At 42.9% G+C, this 15,432-nt stretch carries 16 protein-coding genes; 15 read left to right on the top strand and 1 reads right to left on the bottom strand.

The window, feature by feature from the left end; translation table 11 throughout:
* The first annotated feature begins 42 nt into the window (after positions 1-42).
* The 15 genes from ACSYSN_RS06355 to ACSYSN_RS06285 all read left to right on the top strand — a co-directional run bounded on the left by ACSYSN_RS06355 (position 43) and on the right by ACSYSN_RS06285 (position 14,253).
* The gene (locus ACSYSN_RS06355; RefSeq protein ID WP_491712913.1) at positions 43-420 is read left to right on the top strand and encodes an FtsB family cell division protein; all 378 of its coding nucleotides are present in this window, start codon (positions 43-45) and stop codon (positions 418-420) included.
* Complete coding sequence (locus tag ACSYSN_RS06350) at positions 420-785, top strand: S1 RNA-binding domain-containing protein (RefSeq protein WP_491712021.1); 366 nt, start codon at positions 420-422, stop codon at positions 783-785. The genes ACSYSN_RS06355 and ACSYSN_RS06350 overlap by 1 nt, the downstream gene beginning before the upstream one ends.
* Positions 775-2,034 (top strand): tRNA lysidine(34) synthetase TilS, encoded by a 1,260-nt coding sequence (tilS, locus tag ACSYSN_RS06345; RefSeq protein WP_491712020.1) that lies wholly within the window; start codon positions 775-777, stop codon positions 2,032-2,034. Before ACSYSN_RS06350 ends, tilS begins: the two co-directional genes overlap by 11 nt.
* Before the next feature lie 87 nt (positions 2,035-2,121).
* Positions 2,122-4,350: an ATP-dependent zinc metalloprotease FtsH gene (gene ftsH, locus ACSYSN_RS06340; RefSeq protein WP_491712019.1), complete on the top strand. Its 2,229-nt coding sequence runs from the start codon at positions 2,122-2,124 to the stop codon at positions 4,348-4,350.
* A gap of 51 nt (positions 4,351-4,401) precedes the next feature.
* On the top strand, positions 4,402-5,283 hold the full coding sequence (gene hslO / locus ACSYSN_RS06335; RefSeq protein ID WP_491712018.1) for an Hsp33 family molecular chaperone HslO: 882 nt from the start codon (positions 4,402-4,404) through the stop codon (positions 5,281-5,283).
* A 153-nt stretch (positions 5,284-5,436) separates the two neighbouring features.
* Positions 5,437-5,586, top strand: coding sequence for a hypothetical protein (locus ACSYSN_RS06330; RefSeq protein ID WP_491712017.1), 150 nt, complete (start codon positions 5,437-5,439; stop codon positions 5,584-5,586).
* Between the two features lie 123 nt (positions 5,587-5,709).
* Positions 5,710-6,336, top strand: coding sequence for a histidine phosphatase family protein (locus tag ACSYSN_RS06325; protein ID WP_491712016.1), 627 nt, complete (start codon positions 5,710-5,712; stop codon positions 6,334-6,336).
* A gap of 79 nt (positions 6,337-6,415) precedes the next feature.
* Positions 6,416-7,438: a tRNA dihydrouridine synthase DusB gene (gene dusB / locus ACSYSN_RS06320; RefSeq protein WP_491712015.1), complete on the top strand. Its 1,023-nt coding sequence runs from the start codon at positions 6,416-6,418 to the stop codon at positions 7,436-7,438.
* 14 nt (positions 7,439-7,452) lie between these two features.
* On the top strand, positions 7,453-8,994 hold the full coding sequence (lysS, locus tag ACSYSN_RS06315) for a lysine--tRNA ligase (protein ID WP_491712014.1): 1,542 nt from the start codon (positions 7,453-7,455) through the stop codon (positions 8,992-8,994).
* Between the two features lie 178 nt (positions 8,995-9,172).
* On the top strand, positions 9,173-9,418 hold the full coding sequence (locus ACSYSN_RS06310) for a helix-turn-helix domain-containing protein (RefSeq protein WP_491712013.1): 246 nt from the start codon (positions 9,173-9,175) through the stop codon (positions 9,416-9,418).
* A 292-nt stretch (positions 9,419-9,710) separates the two neighbouring features.
* Entirely contained in the window at positions 9,711-10,538 is an 828-nt protein-coding gene (locus tag ACSYSN_RS06305) for a helix-turn-helix domain-containing protein (protein WP_491712012.1), read from the top strand.
* Positions 10,539-10,691: 153 nt separating this feature from the next.
* Positions 10,692-11,060 (top strand): lactococcin 972 family bacteriocin, encoded by a 369-nt coding sequence (locus tag ACSYSN_RS06300; protein ID WP_491712011.1) that lies wholly within the window; start codon positions 10,692-10,694, stop codon positions 11,058-11,060.
* A 55-nt stretch (positions 11,061-11,115) separates the two neighbouring features.
* Positions 11,116-11,481: a lactococcin 972 family bacteriocin gene (locus ACSYSN_RS06295; RefSeq protein ID WP_491712010.1), complete on the top strand. Its 366-nt coding sequence runs from the start codon at positions 11,116-11,118 to the stop codon at positions 11,479-11,481.
* 67 nt (positions 11,482-11,548) lie between these two features.
* Positions 11,549-13,582 (top strand): hypothetical protein, encoded by a 2,034-nt coding sequence (locus ACSYSN_RS06290; protein ID WP_491712009.1) that lies wholly within the window; start codon positions 11,549-11,551, stop codon positions 13,580-13,582.
* Positions 13,583-13,593: 11 nt separating this feature from the next.
* A complete protein-coding gene (locus tag ACSYSN_RS06285) occupies positions 13,594-14,253 on the top strand; it encodes a putative bacteriocin export ABC transporter (RefSeq protein WP_491712008.1) in 660 nt (219 codons plus the stop codon).
* Positions 14,254-14,523: 270 nt separating this feature from the next.
* On the opposite strand, the gene ACSYSN_RS06280 is transcribed toward ACSYSN_RS06285, so the two are convergent.
* Positions 14,524-15,348, bottom strand: coding sequence for a DUF2785 domain-containing protein (locus ACSYSN_RS06280; protein ID WP_491712007.1), 825 nt, complete (start codon positions 15,346-15,348; stop codon positions 14,524-14,526).
* Positions 15,349-15,432: the final 84 nt, after the last annotated feature.

Here is a 15,432-nt window from a genome sequence, read left to right as displayed (position 1 = left end):
TTATAATAAATCCAGTATTGTTTTAGTAAATAGAGGGTAAAAATCATGAAAGGACCACGTATCTATAACTCGCTTAGCCCCGAAGAACGGATGACGCGTTTAAGAAATAAAAAAGAAAAACGAGCCAAAGAAGTACACCGGGTTCGGCGTAATCGTATTATCGCGGGTTTTACGCTTTTGTTTATTTTTTTAGGTTGCCAAATTGTCTTTGCACAACGGCAGACCAACCAGATTAATGAGCAAGTACAGGCTTCTAAACAGTCACTCAAGCAGATTAACGACCAAAAACGCACTTTGTCCGCTAAGCGTGATGACCTTAAAGATCCAGATTATGTTGCCAAGTTAGTGCGCTCTAAGTTCTTATATTCCAAGCCTAACGAGGTGGTCTATAATCTACCCGAGGGAAAAACTAACAATTAATGAGATATCAAGTTGGACAACGTCTTACTGGCGTCGTGAACAATGTTAGTGATTTGGGTGTTTTTTTAACGTTAGCCCATAATAAATCTGGCTTGATTCACTATAGTGACTTTGGTGATAATTGGCACCGTGAGCGCCGTCGATATCAAGTTGGTCAGACCTTGCGCGTGGTGGTAAGCCAGATTAATCGCGGCAAAATAGGCTTGTCGAGAATGCGGGTCAATGATCCGGCTCTAATCGATCCGACTAACCGGTTTACGCAGATAACTGCGGTGAACTTTTTGCCGACGTTATCTCAGACGGTAGAGAGCGCTCAAGTTGAAATTAAAAAACTAGAACAAGAACTGACTAAATATGCAAATTGAAGGTTTTTTTAAAGGCAGTGCAATCCCCCTATCAGATAAAACGCTGGTAGTTGCGACCAGTGGTGGTCCTGATTCAATGGCCTTACTTGACCTGCTCAATCAGCTAAAGCAAAAGTATCATTTTCAGCTGCTGGCCGCCCATTTCGACCATCAATTGAGACCGACTTCGCACTGCGAAAGCGCGACGCTGGCTAAGTATAGCCAGGATAAAGGAATCAAAGTTGTAGATGGCATCTGGCCCCAGCGCTTGCACCCAGATTCTGGACTTGAAGCAGCGGCTCGGCTGGCCCGCTATCAGTTTTTAGACCAGGTAATGGAGCAAAATGGTGGCGATTATTTGTTGACTGCACACCATCTCGACGACCTGGTTGAGAATATTTTGCTGAAGTTCATTCGCTCAGGTAATCCTAGTGAAATGAACAGTCTTAAAGCCGTTGGCAGAATGCATGGCAAGCTATTGTTGCGGCCGCTTTTGACGGTTACTAAGACTGATCTGCTGAATTACGACCGGGAGAATAAGATTCCCTTTGTTGAAGATGAGTCTAATCAAGAAGATGACACGCAGCGCAATCGACTGCGCCATCATATTATTCCATTACTAAAGCAGGAAAATCCTCAGCTCACGCAGAGTGCCTTGCGCTTCAGCAAGCAGGTTGATTTAATGACCAGCCAAGTTGCACAGTCTTATGCCTCTTTGCCTCAGCCTACAAGTTTTCTGGCGGTGGCGTTGCGATTGCCTCAAAGCGCGTTAGCGCATTTATCAGCTGACCAGCAAACCGAATACTGGCAGTACTTTATTTGGCAGAACTGGCACCGCCGAGTCAATGACCATTTAACTGGGTTTGAGCTGTTAACTTATCAGGGGTACTTTTACCTGCTTAAACAACGGCCAACCTTCACGATTGCGCCGGCTGCAATTGAATTAGGGCACGAATTCTCCTATGGCCCGCGCCGTTTCATCCTTGTTAAGCAGGCCCGCGTAGGCGGCCACTTGCTGGGCCAGTTTGTTGCCCCGCGTGCGGCGGCTTTCAAGGTTGGTCCGCTAGAACAGGGACAAAGACTACTGTTAAAGAATGGCAAGCATGTCAAAAGCAAAAAGAAGTTCGCTCAAGCTGGGATACCCAACGCTTTGCGACCATACTGTTTGGCGATTTATGCCGACCAGCAAGTAGTCTTTGTGGAAGAGACATATCGTAATCAGCAGGCCGCTGCCGGTTTAGCAGAATATTACCTATATGTTGAGAATTAATAAGAAAATCTAAAATGTTAGAGCAAAGGTAGAATTTGTGATAGACTTTTATTCGTATATCCTTTAGAGACTTTGCGGAGGTTTTTTATGAAGAATAACCGGAATCGGCTGTTTTCAAATGGCTTATTCTATATAGTTGTTTTCCTTGTCTTAATTGGCGGAATCAACTGGGCACTCGGCGGAAATGATAATTCTGGCCGCAGCGAGAATATTAGCTACTCAGAATTTGTGAAAGATTTGCGCCAAGGCAAAGTTAAGAATTTCAATGTTCAGCCTGCCAATGGCATTTATACTGTGTCAGGTAGCTATCGCCAGGCACAAGAAAGTCAAAGTAAGTCAAAGAATAGTTTTGACTTCTTTGGTGGTAAGACACAATCTAAGGTAGAACGTTTTTCAACTACAATGCTGCAAAATGATGCGAGTGTGTCTGATGTACAGGGTTTAGCTGAAAAAAGCGATACTAAGATGACCACTCAAGGAGAGTCGCAGTCGGGCAACTGGATTTCAACCGTGGTACTGCTTATTCCGACCGTGCTCTTTATCGTCATGCTCTGGATGATGATTAGCCAGAGCAGTGGCGGTGGTCGCGGTGGTAATGGCGGCGGCATTATGAATTTTGGCCGTTCGCATGTGAAGCCAGAAGATCCTAAGAAGAACAAGGTTCGTTTCTCGGATGTTGCTGGTGAAGAAGAAGAAAAGCAGGAGTTAGTCGAAGTTGTCGAGTTTTTAAAGAATCCGGCCAAGTTTACTAAGCTCGGGGCTAAGATTCCATCCGGGGTTCTACTTGAAGGCCCTCCAGGAACTGGTAAGACATTGCTTGCGCGTGCTGTTGCAGGTGAAGCTAATGTACCGTTCTTCTCAATTTCAGGTTCCGATTTCGTTGAAATGTTCGTCGGTGTTGGTGCCAGCCGTGTGCGTGACCTGTTTACTAATGCCAAAAAGAGTGCACCAAGTATTATCTTTATTGATGAAATCGATGCAATTGGTCGGCGTCGGGGTGGTAATGCCGCTGGTGGCGGTAATGATGAACGTGAGCAAACTCTGAACCAATTACTGGTTGAAATGGATGGTTTCCAAGGTAACGAAGGTGTAATCGTCATTGCAGCTACCAACCGTTCTGATGTTCTAGATCCAGCTTTACTGCGTCCAGGTCGCTTTGATCGAAAGGTCTTAGTTGGTAGTCCAGATGTTCGGGGACGGGAAGCGATTTTACGGGTCCATGCCAAAAATATGCCGTTGGCGGCTGACGTTGATCTAAAAGAAATTGCCCGTCAGACTCCAGGATTTGTTGGAGCTGACCTAGCTAACTTGTTGAACGAGGCGGCTTTGCTAGCAGCCCGGCGTGATGGATCGAAGATTGCAGCTGCTGACCTAGACGAGGCTGAAGATCGGGTAATCGCTGGTCCAGCCAAGAAGAACAGCTTGATTTCAAAGAAGGAAAGGCGCCGGGTCGCCTTCCACGAAGCAGGTCACTCGATCTGTGGGTTGGTACTAAGCGATTCACGGACTGTTCGCAAGGTGACAATTGTGCCTCACGGGCGTACTGGTGGCTACAACTTAATGTTGCCTAAAGATGACGAATTTTTGTTAACTAAAAAGCAGTTAATGGAACAAATTGTCGGTCTGATGGGTGGCCGCGCCGGTGAAGAAGTAGTGGTTGGCGACCAGTCAACTGGTGCTTCTAACGACTTTGAGCAGGCAACGCAGATTGCTCATAGCATGGTAGTAAATTATGGTATGACTGATTCCTTGGGCATGGTTGAACTCGAAAAAGAGGGTGAGTCCAATCCTTATGGCTTTAAGCCATACAGTGAGGCAACTGCCGCGAAGATTGACGAAGCCGTTAAAAAATTGCTTGACGAGGCCCACACCAAGGCCGTTGAAATTGTTGAAAATAATCGTGAAAAACATCAGATTATCGCAGAAGCCTTGCTGAAGTATGAAACTCTAGATGAAAAGCAGATTATGTCGCTATACCAAACTGGTAAGATGCCAGAAAAAGCAGAGCAAGAATATCCAAGTGAGTCTAAAGCTTCAACTTATGAAGAGGCTAAGGCAGCTGCTGAGAAGAAAGCTACTACAGCAAATTCTGTAGAAGCACAAGAACTTAGAGATCAGGATGCGGCTACTGCTGAAAAGGCTGAAACACCTTTAGAGAAGAATCTAAAGACCGAAGAAAATAATCCGGAAAATCCAGAAAAACCTGCACGTCCTCACAGATCTGCAAATAGCTCTTCCGGCAAAACCACTTCTGCTCAGTCTGATGCTAAGCACAGTGAAACAGAATCTGATTCTAACCAAGATGACGATCAGTAAATTTAATAATGAATAGGGCCTAACCAGGCTCTATTTTTTTAGGAGAATAAGATGAGTGATTATTTAATTAAGGCCATTGATCAAAGTAAAAATTTGCGGCTATTAACAATTGTAGCCCCAGAGCTTGTCCAAGAAGCACAGACTAGACATGATACTTGGTCTGCTTCCTCGGCCGTGCTCGGCCGGACGCTGCTGGCAGGTGTGCTACTGGCGGGTGCTGAATTAACTGACCAAGAGGAGTTAACTGTACGTCTGCTTGGTGACGGTCCGGTGGGGCCGACTGTGGTAACGGCGCAGTCTGATTTAGCAGTTAAGGGCTACGTAAAAAATCCTCATATTGCCTTACCAGCAAAAGCAAACGGCCATATTGATGTAAAAACGGCAGTCGGTAAGGGGTGGCTCGAGGTAACTAAAGATCTTGGCCTGAAAGAGCCATATACGGGGCAAGTCCCGATTATTTCAGGCGAAATTGCAGAAGATGTGGCTTACTACTTGACTAAGTCTGAACAGATTCCATCAGCGGTGGGATTGTCAGTCTTTGTTAATCCTAATAATACGATTGGTGCAGCCGGTGGCTTTATGTTACAGGCTCTGCCGGGAGCTAGCGACAGTTTGATTACTAAGACAATTGAACGGATTAACGAGTTGCCGGTTCTTTCGACTTCTTTTTTGGATGGAATGACTCCCGAACAGCTAGCAGTCAAAATCTTGGGGACAGATTGCAAGATTTTAGCTAAGGAATCGGTTGCTTATCAGTGTGATTGTTCCAAAGAAAAGTATGGTAAAATCTTAGCAACAATCAAAACGCAGCAACTGGAAGAGATGATCAAAGAAGATCATGGTGCTGAACTAACCTGCAACTTTTGTGGAAAGAAGTACAACTTTTCTGAACAAGAGCTCGCAACTATCTTGACTAACCGGTCTAGCAACTAGGCTAAGTGGCTGATATCAATAAGGAAGGATAATGAACTTGGGTTAGACACCTTAATTAGCTCGGTTAATGAGCTGACCAGTAAAACCCCAGGTGATTTCAAAACCAAAATTTCATGCGTTGAGGAACAAAAGATTCTTTTTTTACGGGCAATTGTGATGCAACCAGAGGTCTTACTGCTAGAAGAAATCACGAGTAACTTGGATGAAAAATCAATTGACCAGCTTTACAAGATGATTGTCAAGTATTTGCCACAAACAACTGTTATCAGCATTGTGCACCGAACGGCTGAACTCCAGTATTAGGATGAGGTCGTTCGCCTGCCAGAAAACATGTAGCAGAGCTTTTTAGCCCCAAGGTCAGGTGGGCGGCAACAACCAACTTTGCTATAATTAGGAAGTTGAATTAGTAAATAAGGAGTGTAATTAATGCTAAATGTGTATATTGTGCGTCATGGTCAGACTGATACCAATAAGACCGATGCGATTAATGGTTCAGGAACCAACTTGCCCTTAAATCAAACCGGAATTAAGCAGGCTGAGACTTTACGTGACAGTTTTGATACTAGTAAGATTGACCATGTATATGCAAGTCCGCTGGCGCGCGCCCAGGAGACCGCTGAAATAGTTGACCAAGGCAGGCACCAGATTATCTTTGATGATCGTTTGAAAGAAATGGATTATGGTAACTGGGACGGTAAATCGATTGCCGAAATTAACGCCAATTATCCTCAGGTTTTTGATGAACTGGGCTATTTTACTGAAAATTATAGTGAATATTCCACTGGCGAAAGCTATGAACACCTAGGTGCACGCTTGCAAGACTTCTGGCAAGACCTTGTGCAAAAGCATGTGGATGAGTCTGTGATGCTTGTTTTTCATGGGACAGCTTCACGGGCATTGGTTCAAAAAATTCTGCAGGTACCAAGCATTGCGGCCATTGGTGAAGTGCAAAATGCTGGCGTAATCCATCTGGCAGTTGACGATTCTAGCAAGAAGGCCTTTTTGCGCTACTATAATCGGATCGCTCCTGGCAAATTTTTGCTTGAAAAGTAATTTGATCTACTTGGTAGCTTGATATTTTGCTTATCTGGTCCCTTTTGTTATGATATTAAAGGAATGAGAGGATGATTTGGTGGATAATAGCTGGAAGATTCGCGATATAACCATACCTAACCGAGTTGTTGTGGCCCCGATGGCTGGGGTGTCAAACTCGGCTTTTCGGTTAATTTGCAAAGAATTTGGTGCTGGGTTGGTAGTGTGCGAAATGATTTCCGATCATGGAATTATTTATCGCAATAAGAAGACAATGTCAATGATGAAAGTTGATCCGCGTGAGCACCCAATGAGTATTCAGATTTTTGGCGGATCAGAAGAAACGCTGCTAGAAGCAGCGCAGTACATCGACCAGCACACGGCAGCTGATATTATTGATATCAATCTGGGCTGTCCAGTTCCGAAAATCACTAAGACGGATGCTGGCTCTAAGTGGTTGCTTGATGCCAATAAGATCTACCAGATGGTGCACAAGGTTGTACAAAATGTGTCTAAGCCAGTTTCCGTAAAAATGCGGATAGGTTGGGATCGTAAACATATCTTTGCCGTCGAAAATGCCTTAGCTGTTCAAGAGGCGGGAGCAGCGATGATTGCAATGCATGGCAGAACGCGCAAGCAGATGTATCAGGGAGTAGCAGATTGGGAAACACTGCATGATGTTGCTCAGGTGCTTGACGTGCCGTTTGTGGCTAATGGTGATGTGGCTACGCCTGAACTGGCTGAAAAAGCCCTGAAGGAAATCGGCTGCACTGCTGTTATGGTCGGACGCGCCGCTTTAGGTAACCCGTGGATTTTAAAAGATATGGTGCACTACCTGGAAACTGGTGAAAAGTTACCACCGCAGAGCGTGCGTGAGCGGGTTGCAACTGCTGAACACCAGCTACGCGGCCTAGTTGAACTGAAGGGCGAAAAAATCGCCGTGCCAGAATTTCGGCAACAAGCGGCCTATTACTTAAAGGGAATTCCCCGCTCGGCGCGGACCCGTGCTAAAATAAACGAAGTTTGGACTGCACAAGAAGTATATGATTTGCTGGATAACTTTGTTGAAGATCATGAAAAAAGGCAGGCTCAGCGCGCTGCTAGAACAGAAGCAAAAGTATAATGGAGGAAAAATAAGTGGCTAAAAATGAAATGAACGACCAATTGATTGTTCGTCGCCAAAAAATGGAAGAGCTGCGGGAAAAGGGCATTGAACCTTTTGGCATGAGGAAGTTTGACCGGCAAGACCTAGCGCGTACCTTGAATGAAAAATATCTTGGTGAAGACAAGGATGAGTTGAACGCGGCATTGCCTAAAACCAAGATTGCCGGCAGAATGCTGGCAAAAAGGGGCAAGGGTAAGGTCGGTTTTGCTGATCTTTATGACCGTACAGGCAAAGTGCAGATTTATGTGCGTAAGGATATGGTTGGCGAAGAAAACTATCAGATTTTCAAAAAAGCTGATATCGGTGACTTCTTGGGTATTGAAGGCGAAGTCATGAAGACAGACACGGGTGAATTGACGCTTCGTGCGCAACACATTACCTTCTTGTCGAAGGCCTTGCGGCCCCTGCCAGATAAGTATCATGGCCTGAAAGATGTCGAGCAGATCTACCGTCAACGTTATCTTGATCTGATTTCTAACCGGGCTAGTTACGAGCGCTTTGTTCATCGGACCAAGATTATTCAGGCAATCAGGGACTTCCTGAATGATAAAGATTTCTTGGAAGTTGAAACCCCTGTTTTGCATAATATTCCAGGCGGGGCTGAAGCTCGTCCCTTTATTTCCCATCACAATGCTCTAGACATTGACCTTTACATGAGAATTGCCCTTGAGCTGCCACTTAAGCGGCTAATTGTAGGTGATATGGAACGGGTTTACGAGATTGGCCGGGTCTTCAGAAATGAAGGACTAGATACCCACCATAACCCAGAATTCACCGAGTTGGAAACTTATGCTGCATACTGGGACTTCCACGACGTGATGGATGAGGCCGAGGGAATCATCCGCGCTGCCGCCAGCGTTGTTACTGACGATGGTAAGGTTACTTACCAGGGAACTGAGATTGACCTAGGTAAGCCGTTTAGGCGCGTGCATATGGTCGACCTCATTAAGGAAAAGACGGGTGTTGATTTCTGGCAGCAGATGAGTCTGGAAGAGGCAACACAAGTAGCCCGCGATCATAAGATTCAGGTTGAAAGTTTTTGGAACGTAGGCCACATCATTGATGCCTTCTTTGAGAAGTATTGTGAAGAAACAATCGTTGACCCGACCTTTGTCTACGGTCACCCAGTAGAGATTTCTCCGCTAGCGAAGAAGAACGCTGATGATCCTCGCTTCACTGATCGCTTTGAGATCTACATCATGGGTGAAGAGTATGGCAATGCCTTCTCTGAGCTCAATGATCCAGACGATCAACGTGAGCGTTTCGAGGCACAGATGGTTGAGCGTGAAGCTGGAAATGATGAAGCAGATATGATTGATGAGGACTATCTGCGGGCTATGGAATATGGTATGCCACCAACTGGCGGCCTTGGAATTGGGATCGACCGTCTGGTCATGCTCTTGACTGATGCGCCAGCAATCCGTGACGTTTTGCTCTTTCCGACGATGCGTCCTGAGAAGATTGAAGATATCGAACGCGAAGTGCAAGCAGATCTGGAACACAAAAACAAGTAATACTAGCTGATTGGCTAGCTAACAAAAAAGAGACTGAGGTCTCTTTTTTTGTATAATTTTTTATGAAAAACAAGCGCTATTAATGTTGCTTATCTTTAAGAACATTAAGTTTAGCTGTCATTATTATTAGTAATAAGTTAAACTTGGGTTAGCAAATAACGTCATGAGGTGTAGAAAAATGACCATCGGTGAATTACTAAGAAAGTATCGTTTAACGCAGGCAAAAACTAAAAAAGAATGGGCGGGAACTGCACTTAGTCCGTCTTTTTATGCACGTGTAGAAAGAGGGCTAAACAGAATTTCGGCAGAAGATCTGATTAGGCTATTGCATGCAAATAAAATTTCGGTAATAAAGTTTTTTGAACAGCTTGATCCACATGATTACCGCATAAACAAAGAAGAACAGGCTATATCTTGCTATTAACAAGGCGTATTATAGCGGGGCAAAAGCTGACTTGCTCAAGCTCTACGATAAAATTGTCCACAGCGATTTGTTGAATAATGAAGATCACCTAATGCTGATTGATATCTACTTGGCCATTATTGATGATGATTATACTAGCATTAATACCGCTACTCTAAAAAAACTAAAAGAACGAATCTTTGTTGTTGATAATTTTGAGTCAACAAATCTATTTGTATGGTTAATAAATCGTAAAGGACAATACGAATTCAAATAAGGAAGCAAGTTAATAAAATAGTTTTTAGGTGATTAAATGGATGACTTTAAAATAGGGAAACTTTTAAGAATAGAAAGAAAAAAGTTAGGCTTAACCGGAGAAAAATTTGTTAAAGGTGTTATGTCTGTTTCGCAATATTCAAGAGTAGAGAATGGTGAGCAAGATTTAAAGGTTGCTAATTTGCTTAAGATTCTCAGTAAAAACCAGCTAAATATCGAGCAATTTATTAGAGAAGTTGTATTGCAAAGTGAACTAGATTGTCCATTGCCTGAAGACGAAGTGTTAAATATTATTGCACAAAATTTCTATAATCAAAACTTACCCAGGCTTAAGCAATTGCAAAGTGAACTAAAAAGAGGTTCATACAATCAGACGTTAGTATTGCGGCTTGAATTGATAATTGCAGTGCTGGAAAATAATGTTGCAAATATCAGCCAGGAAACCCAGACAAAGTTATCAGATGAACTTAATAAGAGTGATGACTGGGTGCATGATAAGAGTTTCTTACAGTTGTTTGGTAGCACAATGATAATTTTTAATATCGAAAGATTAGGCATCTACATGAAGAAGATAATTGTTGTTTATCAAGATAGCCTACATAAGCAGACCTTTATAATACAACGCAGAATAGCTGGAATTTGTGTCAACTATTTGACTAATTGCTATCATAAGCAGATTAAGCTACATGTTAAAGATACGCTGAGATTATTGAATAATATTGCTAACGATCCAGACTTGTTGATGTATAGGCTGCTGGGAGTTTATTTCCAAGCCTTGTTTGCTAAAGACGATATTAGAATGGCAGAAATTAGAAAACTGTTAACAGTGGCAGGATATAGTGATTTCACTATGAATCTCCCATAAATTTGCAAATATACAAATTCGATCACAAATAGGTTTTTTAAAATACACTTTGAGTATAAATATAAAGAGGGGAGAGGGAGAATAATGGTAATTGTAGTACTGCATATAATCGAAAAATATATTATGCAAATGAATTAATAAAGGAGAAATGTTATGAAGAAATTAGGCAAAATTGTGGCTGGTTTAGCTACAGTAATTACGATTGGCATGACCGGCGTTCCTGCTCTTGCGTCAACTGGCGAAGAAGCACATTCAGGAATGGTAGTAGACCAAAGTAGTACCAATAGCCTAAGTTCACGGACAACCCAAAAAAGAGACGGGGGAACTTGGAATTACGGCGTTGGTAGCACATACGTTTGGTCTTATTATCTACATAAACATAAAGTTCATAAAGTTTCAGTGAGGCCAGGATATTTTGAAGGTATAGTTACCAGTGGGTGGGTTGCTCCAGGCATACAAGCACGAGTTTCTGCTAGAAGAGCTCAATTTGGTAATGCTATGTATTATGACATAAAAAACTAACCCCAAATTACAATTATGGAAATTTTGGGTTAAAGGATTATAAAGGAGAAATATTATGAATAAATTAAATAAAATTATAGCTAGTGTAGCTACAGTGGTTACGATTGGCATGACTGGTATTCCTGCCCTTGCGTCGACTGGCGAGGAAGCACATTCAGGAATGGTAGTAGATCAAAATAGTGCGAACAGTTTAAGTTCACGAACAACTCAGGAAAGAGACGGAGGAACTTGGAATTACGGTGTCGGCAGTACGTATGTTTGGTCATATTACCAACATAAACGTAGGTTGCATAAATCATCTGTAAGACCAGGATATTTAGCTGATACTATCAGTAGTGGCTGGCGGCAAAAAGGTACACAATCAAGAGCGTCCGCTCCCAAAGCTAAGTTGGGAAACGCTATGTTTTATAATGTGGATTAATTAATATTACTTAAGCTCACGATACAAATTTAATCGTGAGTTTTTGTTATAAGATGAGGTTTTACAGATGTTGCGTAAACTAAAAATCATCCTTTACTTACTAATTACTCTTGCTGCAATCGCATTATTTGCTGGACTGGTTCGTGAATATGATAATAACTCGATTCCGCATAATACTACTATTGTGGAAGTTGCTGGGTGGAACACCAAGCTGCTTAACAAATGGAGGAAAGAACTTACTAGTAAAGAGGTCACCCAAAAAATTAGTAAAAAGCCTTTTTTTAATGAATTAAAAAAATTCGCTGGGGACGAAAATATTTCTTTGGTTAAATTACGTATCAATAAGTTTAACGGCCACCAAAGCAAAATAGTCTATGACTTTGGGGGCAAGACTAGCGACTACTCACTTTATCAAGGCGAGACCATTAAACAACTCACGGATAAAGAGTTACAGTTAGAAGATACTAATGGGATTTATTGTACCAATGCAAATAATGATACTCTAGGACAGTTGCTTGCGGAACTTCGTGTACACGGATTAAATGCCCGTGCTGCGGATATCTCCCTATCACCGCAAACTTTCCTGCAGCTGCTTTTGTCTAATCTTTCTCAAGACAATCTAATTGTCTTTCTTGGTATTATCGGCATCTTATTTATTGTAATGGTTCTGGAGAAGGTCTACCGTTTCAAGGCCTACGCCGTCATGAAGATTAATGGTCTAAGGAACTGGCAGATAATCAAGTCGGATTTAAAAGACGAATTGCCATTATTAAGTTTAGCTCTAGGCATAATTACGGTAGTAATGGTTGTTTGGGGATTAGTTACCTTCACGTCTAGCGGTTGGTTCTTCTTTTTGCCCTATGCTTTAGCCCTGTTGTTAATAGTATTTTTGGTCTTTTTCTGCCTCAATGCATTATCTTATCTTGTTTTAGTCTTAATTGATCCTTATGCGGCAATCAAGGGCGCAGAAAATACGCGTCCCTTTTTACTGATTGGCTATGCCTTGAAAGTACTTTTGCTAGCCTTGATTATGGCTAATGGCATTTCTTTAACTAACCACAGTAGGATTTATACTAGGGACACCAATATAATTAAAGAGGTGCAATCACAAAAAGGCGGTTATCAACTTGAGATTAATTGGCAAACTCAAGATGGGCGCGAAGAGAAGCAAGTAGGTAAAATGGCCCACCAGTTAGTAGTGCAAACACCAGGGGTAATAGTTACACGTAATTCTCAACTATATTATCCACCTGTGCGAGATACGGATCCTGAAAATGGCAATGTAATTATTGCCAATAATGACTTTATCAAGAAGAGTGAGCTCAAGTCTAAGCAGATTAAAAATGCCAACAAAAAGGTGGTTGTCTATGTCCCGCAAGACCGCCTAGGCCAAGTAAAACAGGCTAAAAAGCAACTAAAAAGGTTAATTAATTTTCAAAATACCTTACCCAATTACTATCATAAAGGAAGAAAAAAGCTGCCGCCAATTGAGATTGTTCCCATTGCTAGTGGTCAAAGGATTTTTAATTATACAATTAGCTATAATGATATTTTAGCGGCCATCTCGACTGATCCCTTGATTGTCCTTGTGAATGATAAGTTGTTATCAGATAACTTTTATTTGGCAACGATTAGTCAAAAAATGGTTCGATTTCCAAATATTAAACTGCTTAAGCGATTGGTTAAGCAGCTAGGCTTGTCTCCTTATGTTACGGGTATTACTAGTCAAAAAGCACTGCTAGCAAAATACCAGACTAGGGCCAGAAAGCAGCTGCTCATGTTGACCATTACGGCGGTATTGTCATTCTTGCAGCTCTTGTTCATTATCGTCTTCGTTAGTTCAACCTTCTTGCAGAGTCAGCGGCGCCGAATGGCAATCTACCGGGTCTTTGGCAAGTCTAATGCCAGATTGGTGGGGCTATTCTTACTTGCGAATCTAGGCCTAGACTTGGTGATCATGGCCCTGGTCTTAGCCAAGCTGCAGGCCCTGTCTTTATTGCCAGGAGCGCTAATTTACCTGCTAATCGAGGCGCTAGTGATCTTACTGACCTGGCGGCGAGCAGAGCATAAGTTATTAACTACCCTCAACCACGGAAATTAGGAGCGATCAAAATGATTAAAGTAGAACACCTGACCAAAAAATTCAAAGAAAAAACGATTTTGGCAGAGATTAATTGCAGGCTGGAGACTGGCAAGAGCTATGCCATTGTGGGCAAGAGTGGTACAGGTAAAACAACCTTGCTCAACGTCTTAAGCGGCTTAGAAGAGGCGACCACCGGTACAGTATGGATTGATGACTTAAGCGTTAAACCCAAAAACCAGCGGAAGCTCTACCGCGAATATTGTGGTTTTCTGTTTCAAAACTTCGCCTTAATTGACACGGAGACAGTTAAGCAGAACCTGCGCCTGGGCTTAGCTAATCAGAAGCTAGCTAAAGCGGCAAGAGATAGCAAGCTGCAGGCAGCCCTGAGACAAGTAGGACTTGCTTACTTGTCCCTGCAACAAAAGGTCTACACCTTAAGTGGCGGCGAGCAGCAACGGGTGGCGCTAGCGCGCATAATGTTAAAGAACCCCAAGGTAATTTTCGCTGATGAACCAACGGGCTCGCTTGATGCAGAGAACGGGCAAATGGTAATCAAGGTCCTTCTAACAAGCTTTGATCCAGCGGCCACGATTGTGATTGCCACGCACGACCCGGCAGTCTGGCAGCAATGTGATTACGTTATTAAGCTGGCGGATGAAAATATTGAAATTACGCCCAATTTGAGCTGAGCAGCTACGCTACAGAACTGTCGAACTTCAAGAAGTATTGGTAAACTGGAATAGACCTGATCCTAGTAAAATCACGCAGACAGTTCCTGTTGCCGAGAAAGGTGCAAAAGAAATCGCAACTCAACTGTAAAATACAACTATGGCAACCAACTGCAGCCAATAAATACGGCAGCTGATGTAAAAAATAAATTATGCTTGAATAAAGTTCCAAAGCCAAACGACTTTGGGACTTTATGTGTTTAAGCTGATTTTTGCAGCTAACAAAAGTCGCTAGTCAACTTGATAACCCATTTGGGTATAGTAGGCCATGATTTTCGCATTTAAGACAGTACGGATTTCTTCATCTTGCGAAAAGAAAAAGTACCAATTCTGTAAAAGTCGTTGCCAACTGGAGAGGCGGTACCAGTCGACCTGCTTAGCCCAGTCAATCTCCTGGTTCAGGCTTGTATCGAACTGGCAGACAAAACGTGTAAATCCAGCAGAAGTGACGTTTCCAGCATGAACGCCCAGATAAAAGGCAGAGGCGGTGCGCTGCTCTTCATCATCGATGAAGGGCGCTTGCATGTTGTGCCAAATCGTTTTGATTAGAGTAAAAAGCTCGTCTTCATTAGTACAGGTGAACTTTTGGTGACGGAGTGTGGCACCTAGAAAGTCGCTGCCGTGGGCTACAGCGTGAGCCCAGCCCTTACCAGGGACGAAGCCGCGGTAGTCTTTTTCTTGGTTTAAATAGGCAATACTCCAATCAAATAGGAGTTGCCGCTGTTTATCCGCTAGGATTGCCTGCTTGCTGTCCTTGTCTATAATTAATCCACCCAGTAGCGCACTAAAAGTGCGCAAGAAAACCAAGTCGTTTTGGGGTTGGCCTATCCCCTTAAATAAGTTTTGTTCCTTGATAAAGGTTGCAATAATTGTTTCCACTTGCTGGGAAGTAAAGGCATCAAGATTAAAGCCGCGAGCAAACAGGGTATAGACCAGTTCATCGCGTAGGTGCGGATCAAGATTACCTACATTCTTGAGCATAAAGTTGACTTGTGCGTCAGTGAAGCGCAAGTCTTGGTCGGACGATTGGGCGAGTTGTTCGATAGCTGTCTGCATGTTCTGCTCCTTGATAAAATCGGTATCGTGTAGGTAAATAATAGCTTTTCTTGGAAGCAAGCGTCAAGTCTGACAAAGTCATTC

The sequence above is a fragment of the Lactobacillus sp. ESL1191 genome, from assembly GCF_058504435.1.
The sequence above is the reverse complement of the archived record's forward strand: the minus strand, read 5'-3'. Positions and strand labels throughout refer to the sequence as shown.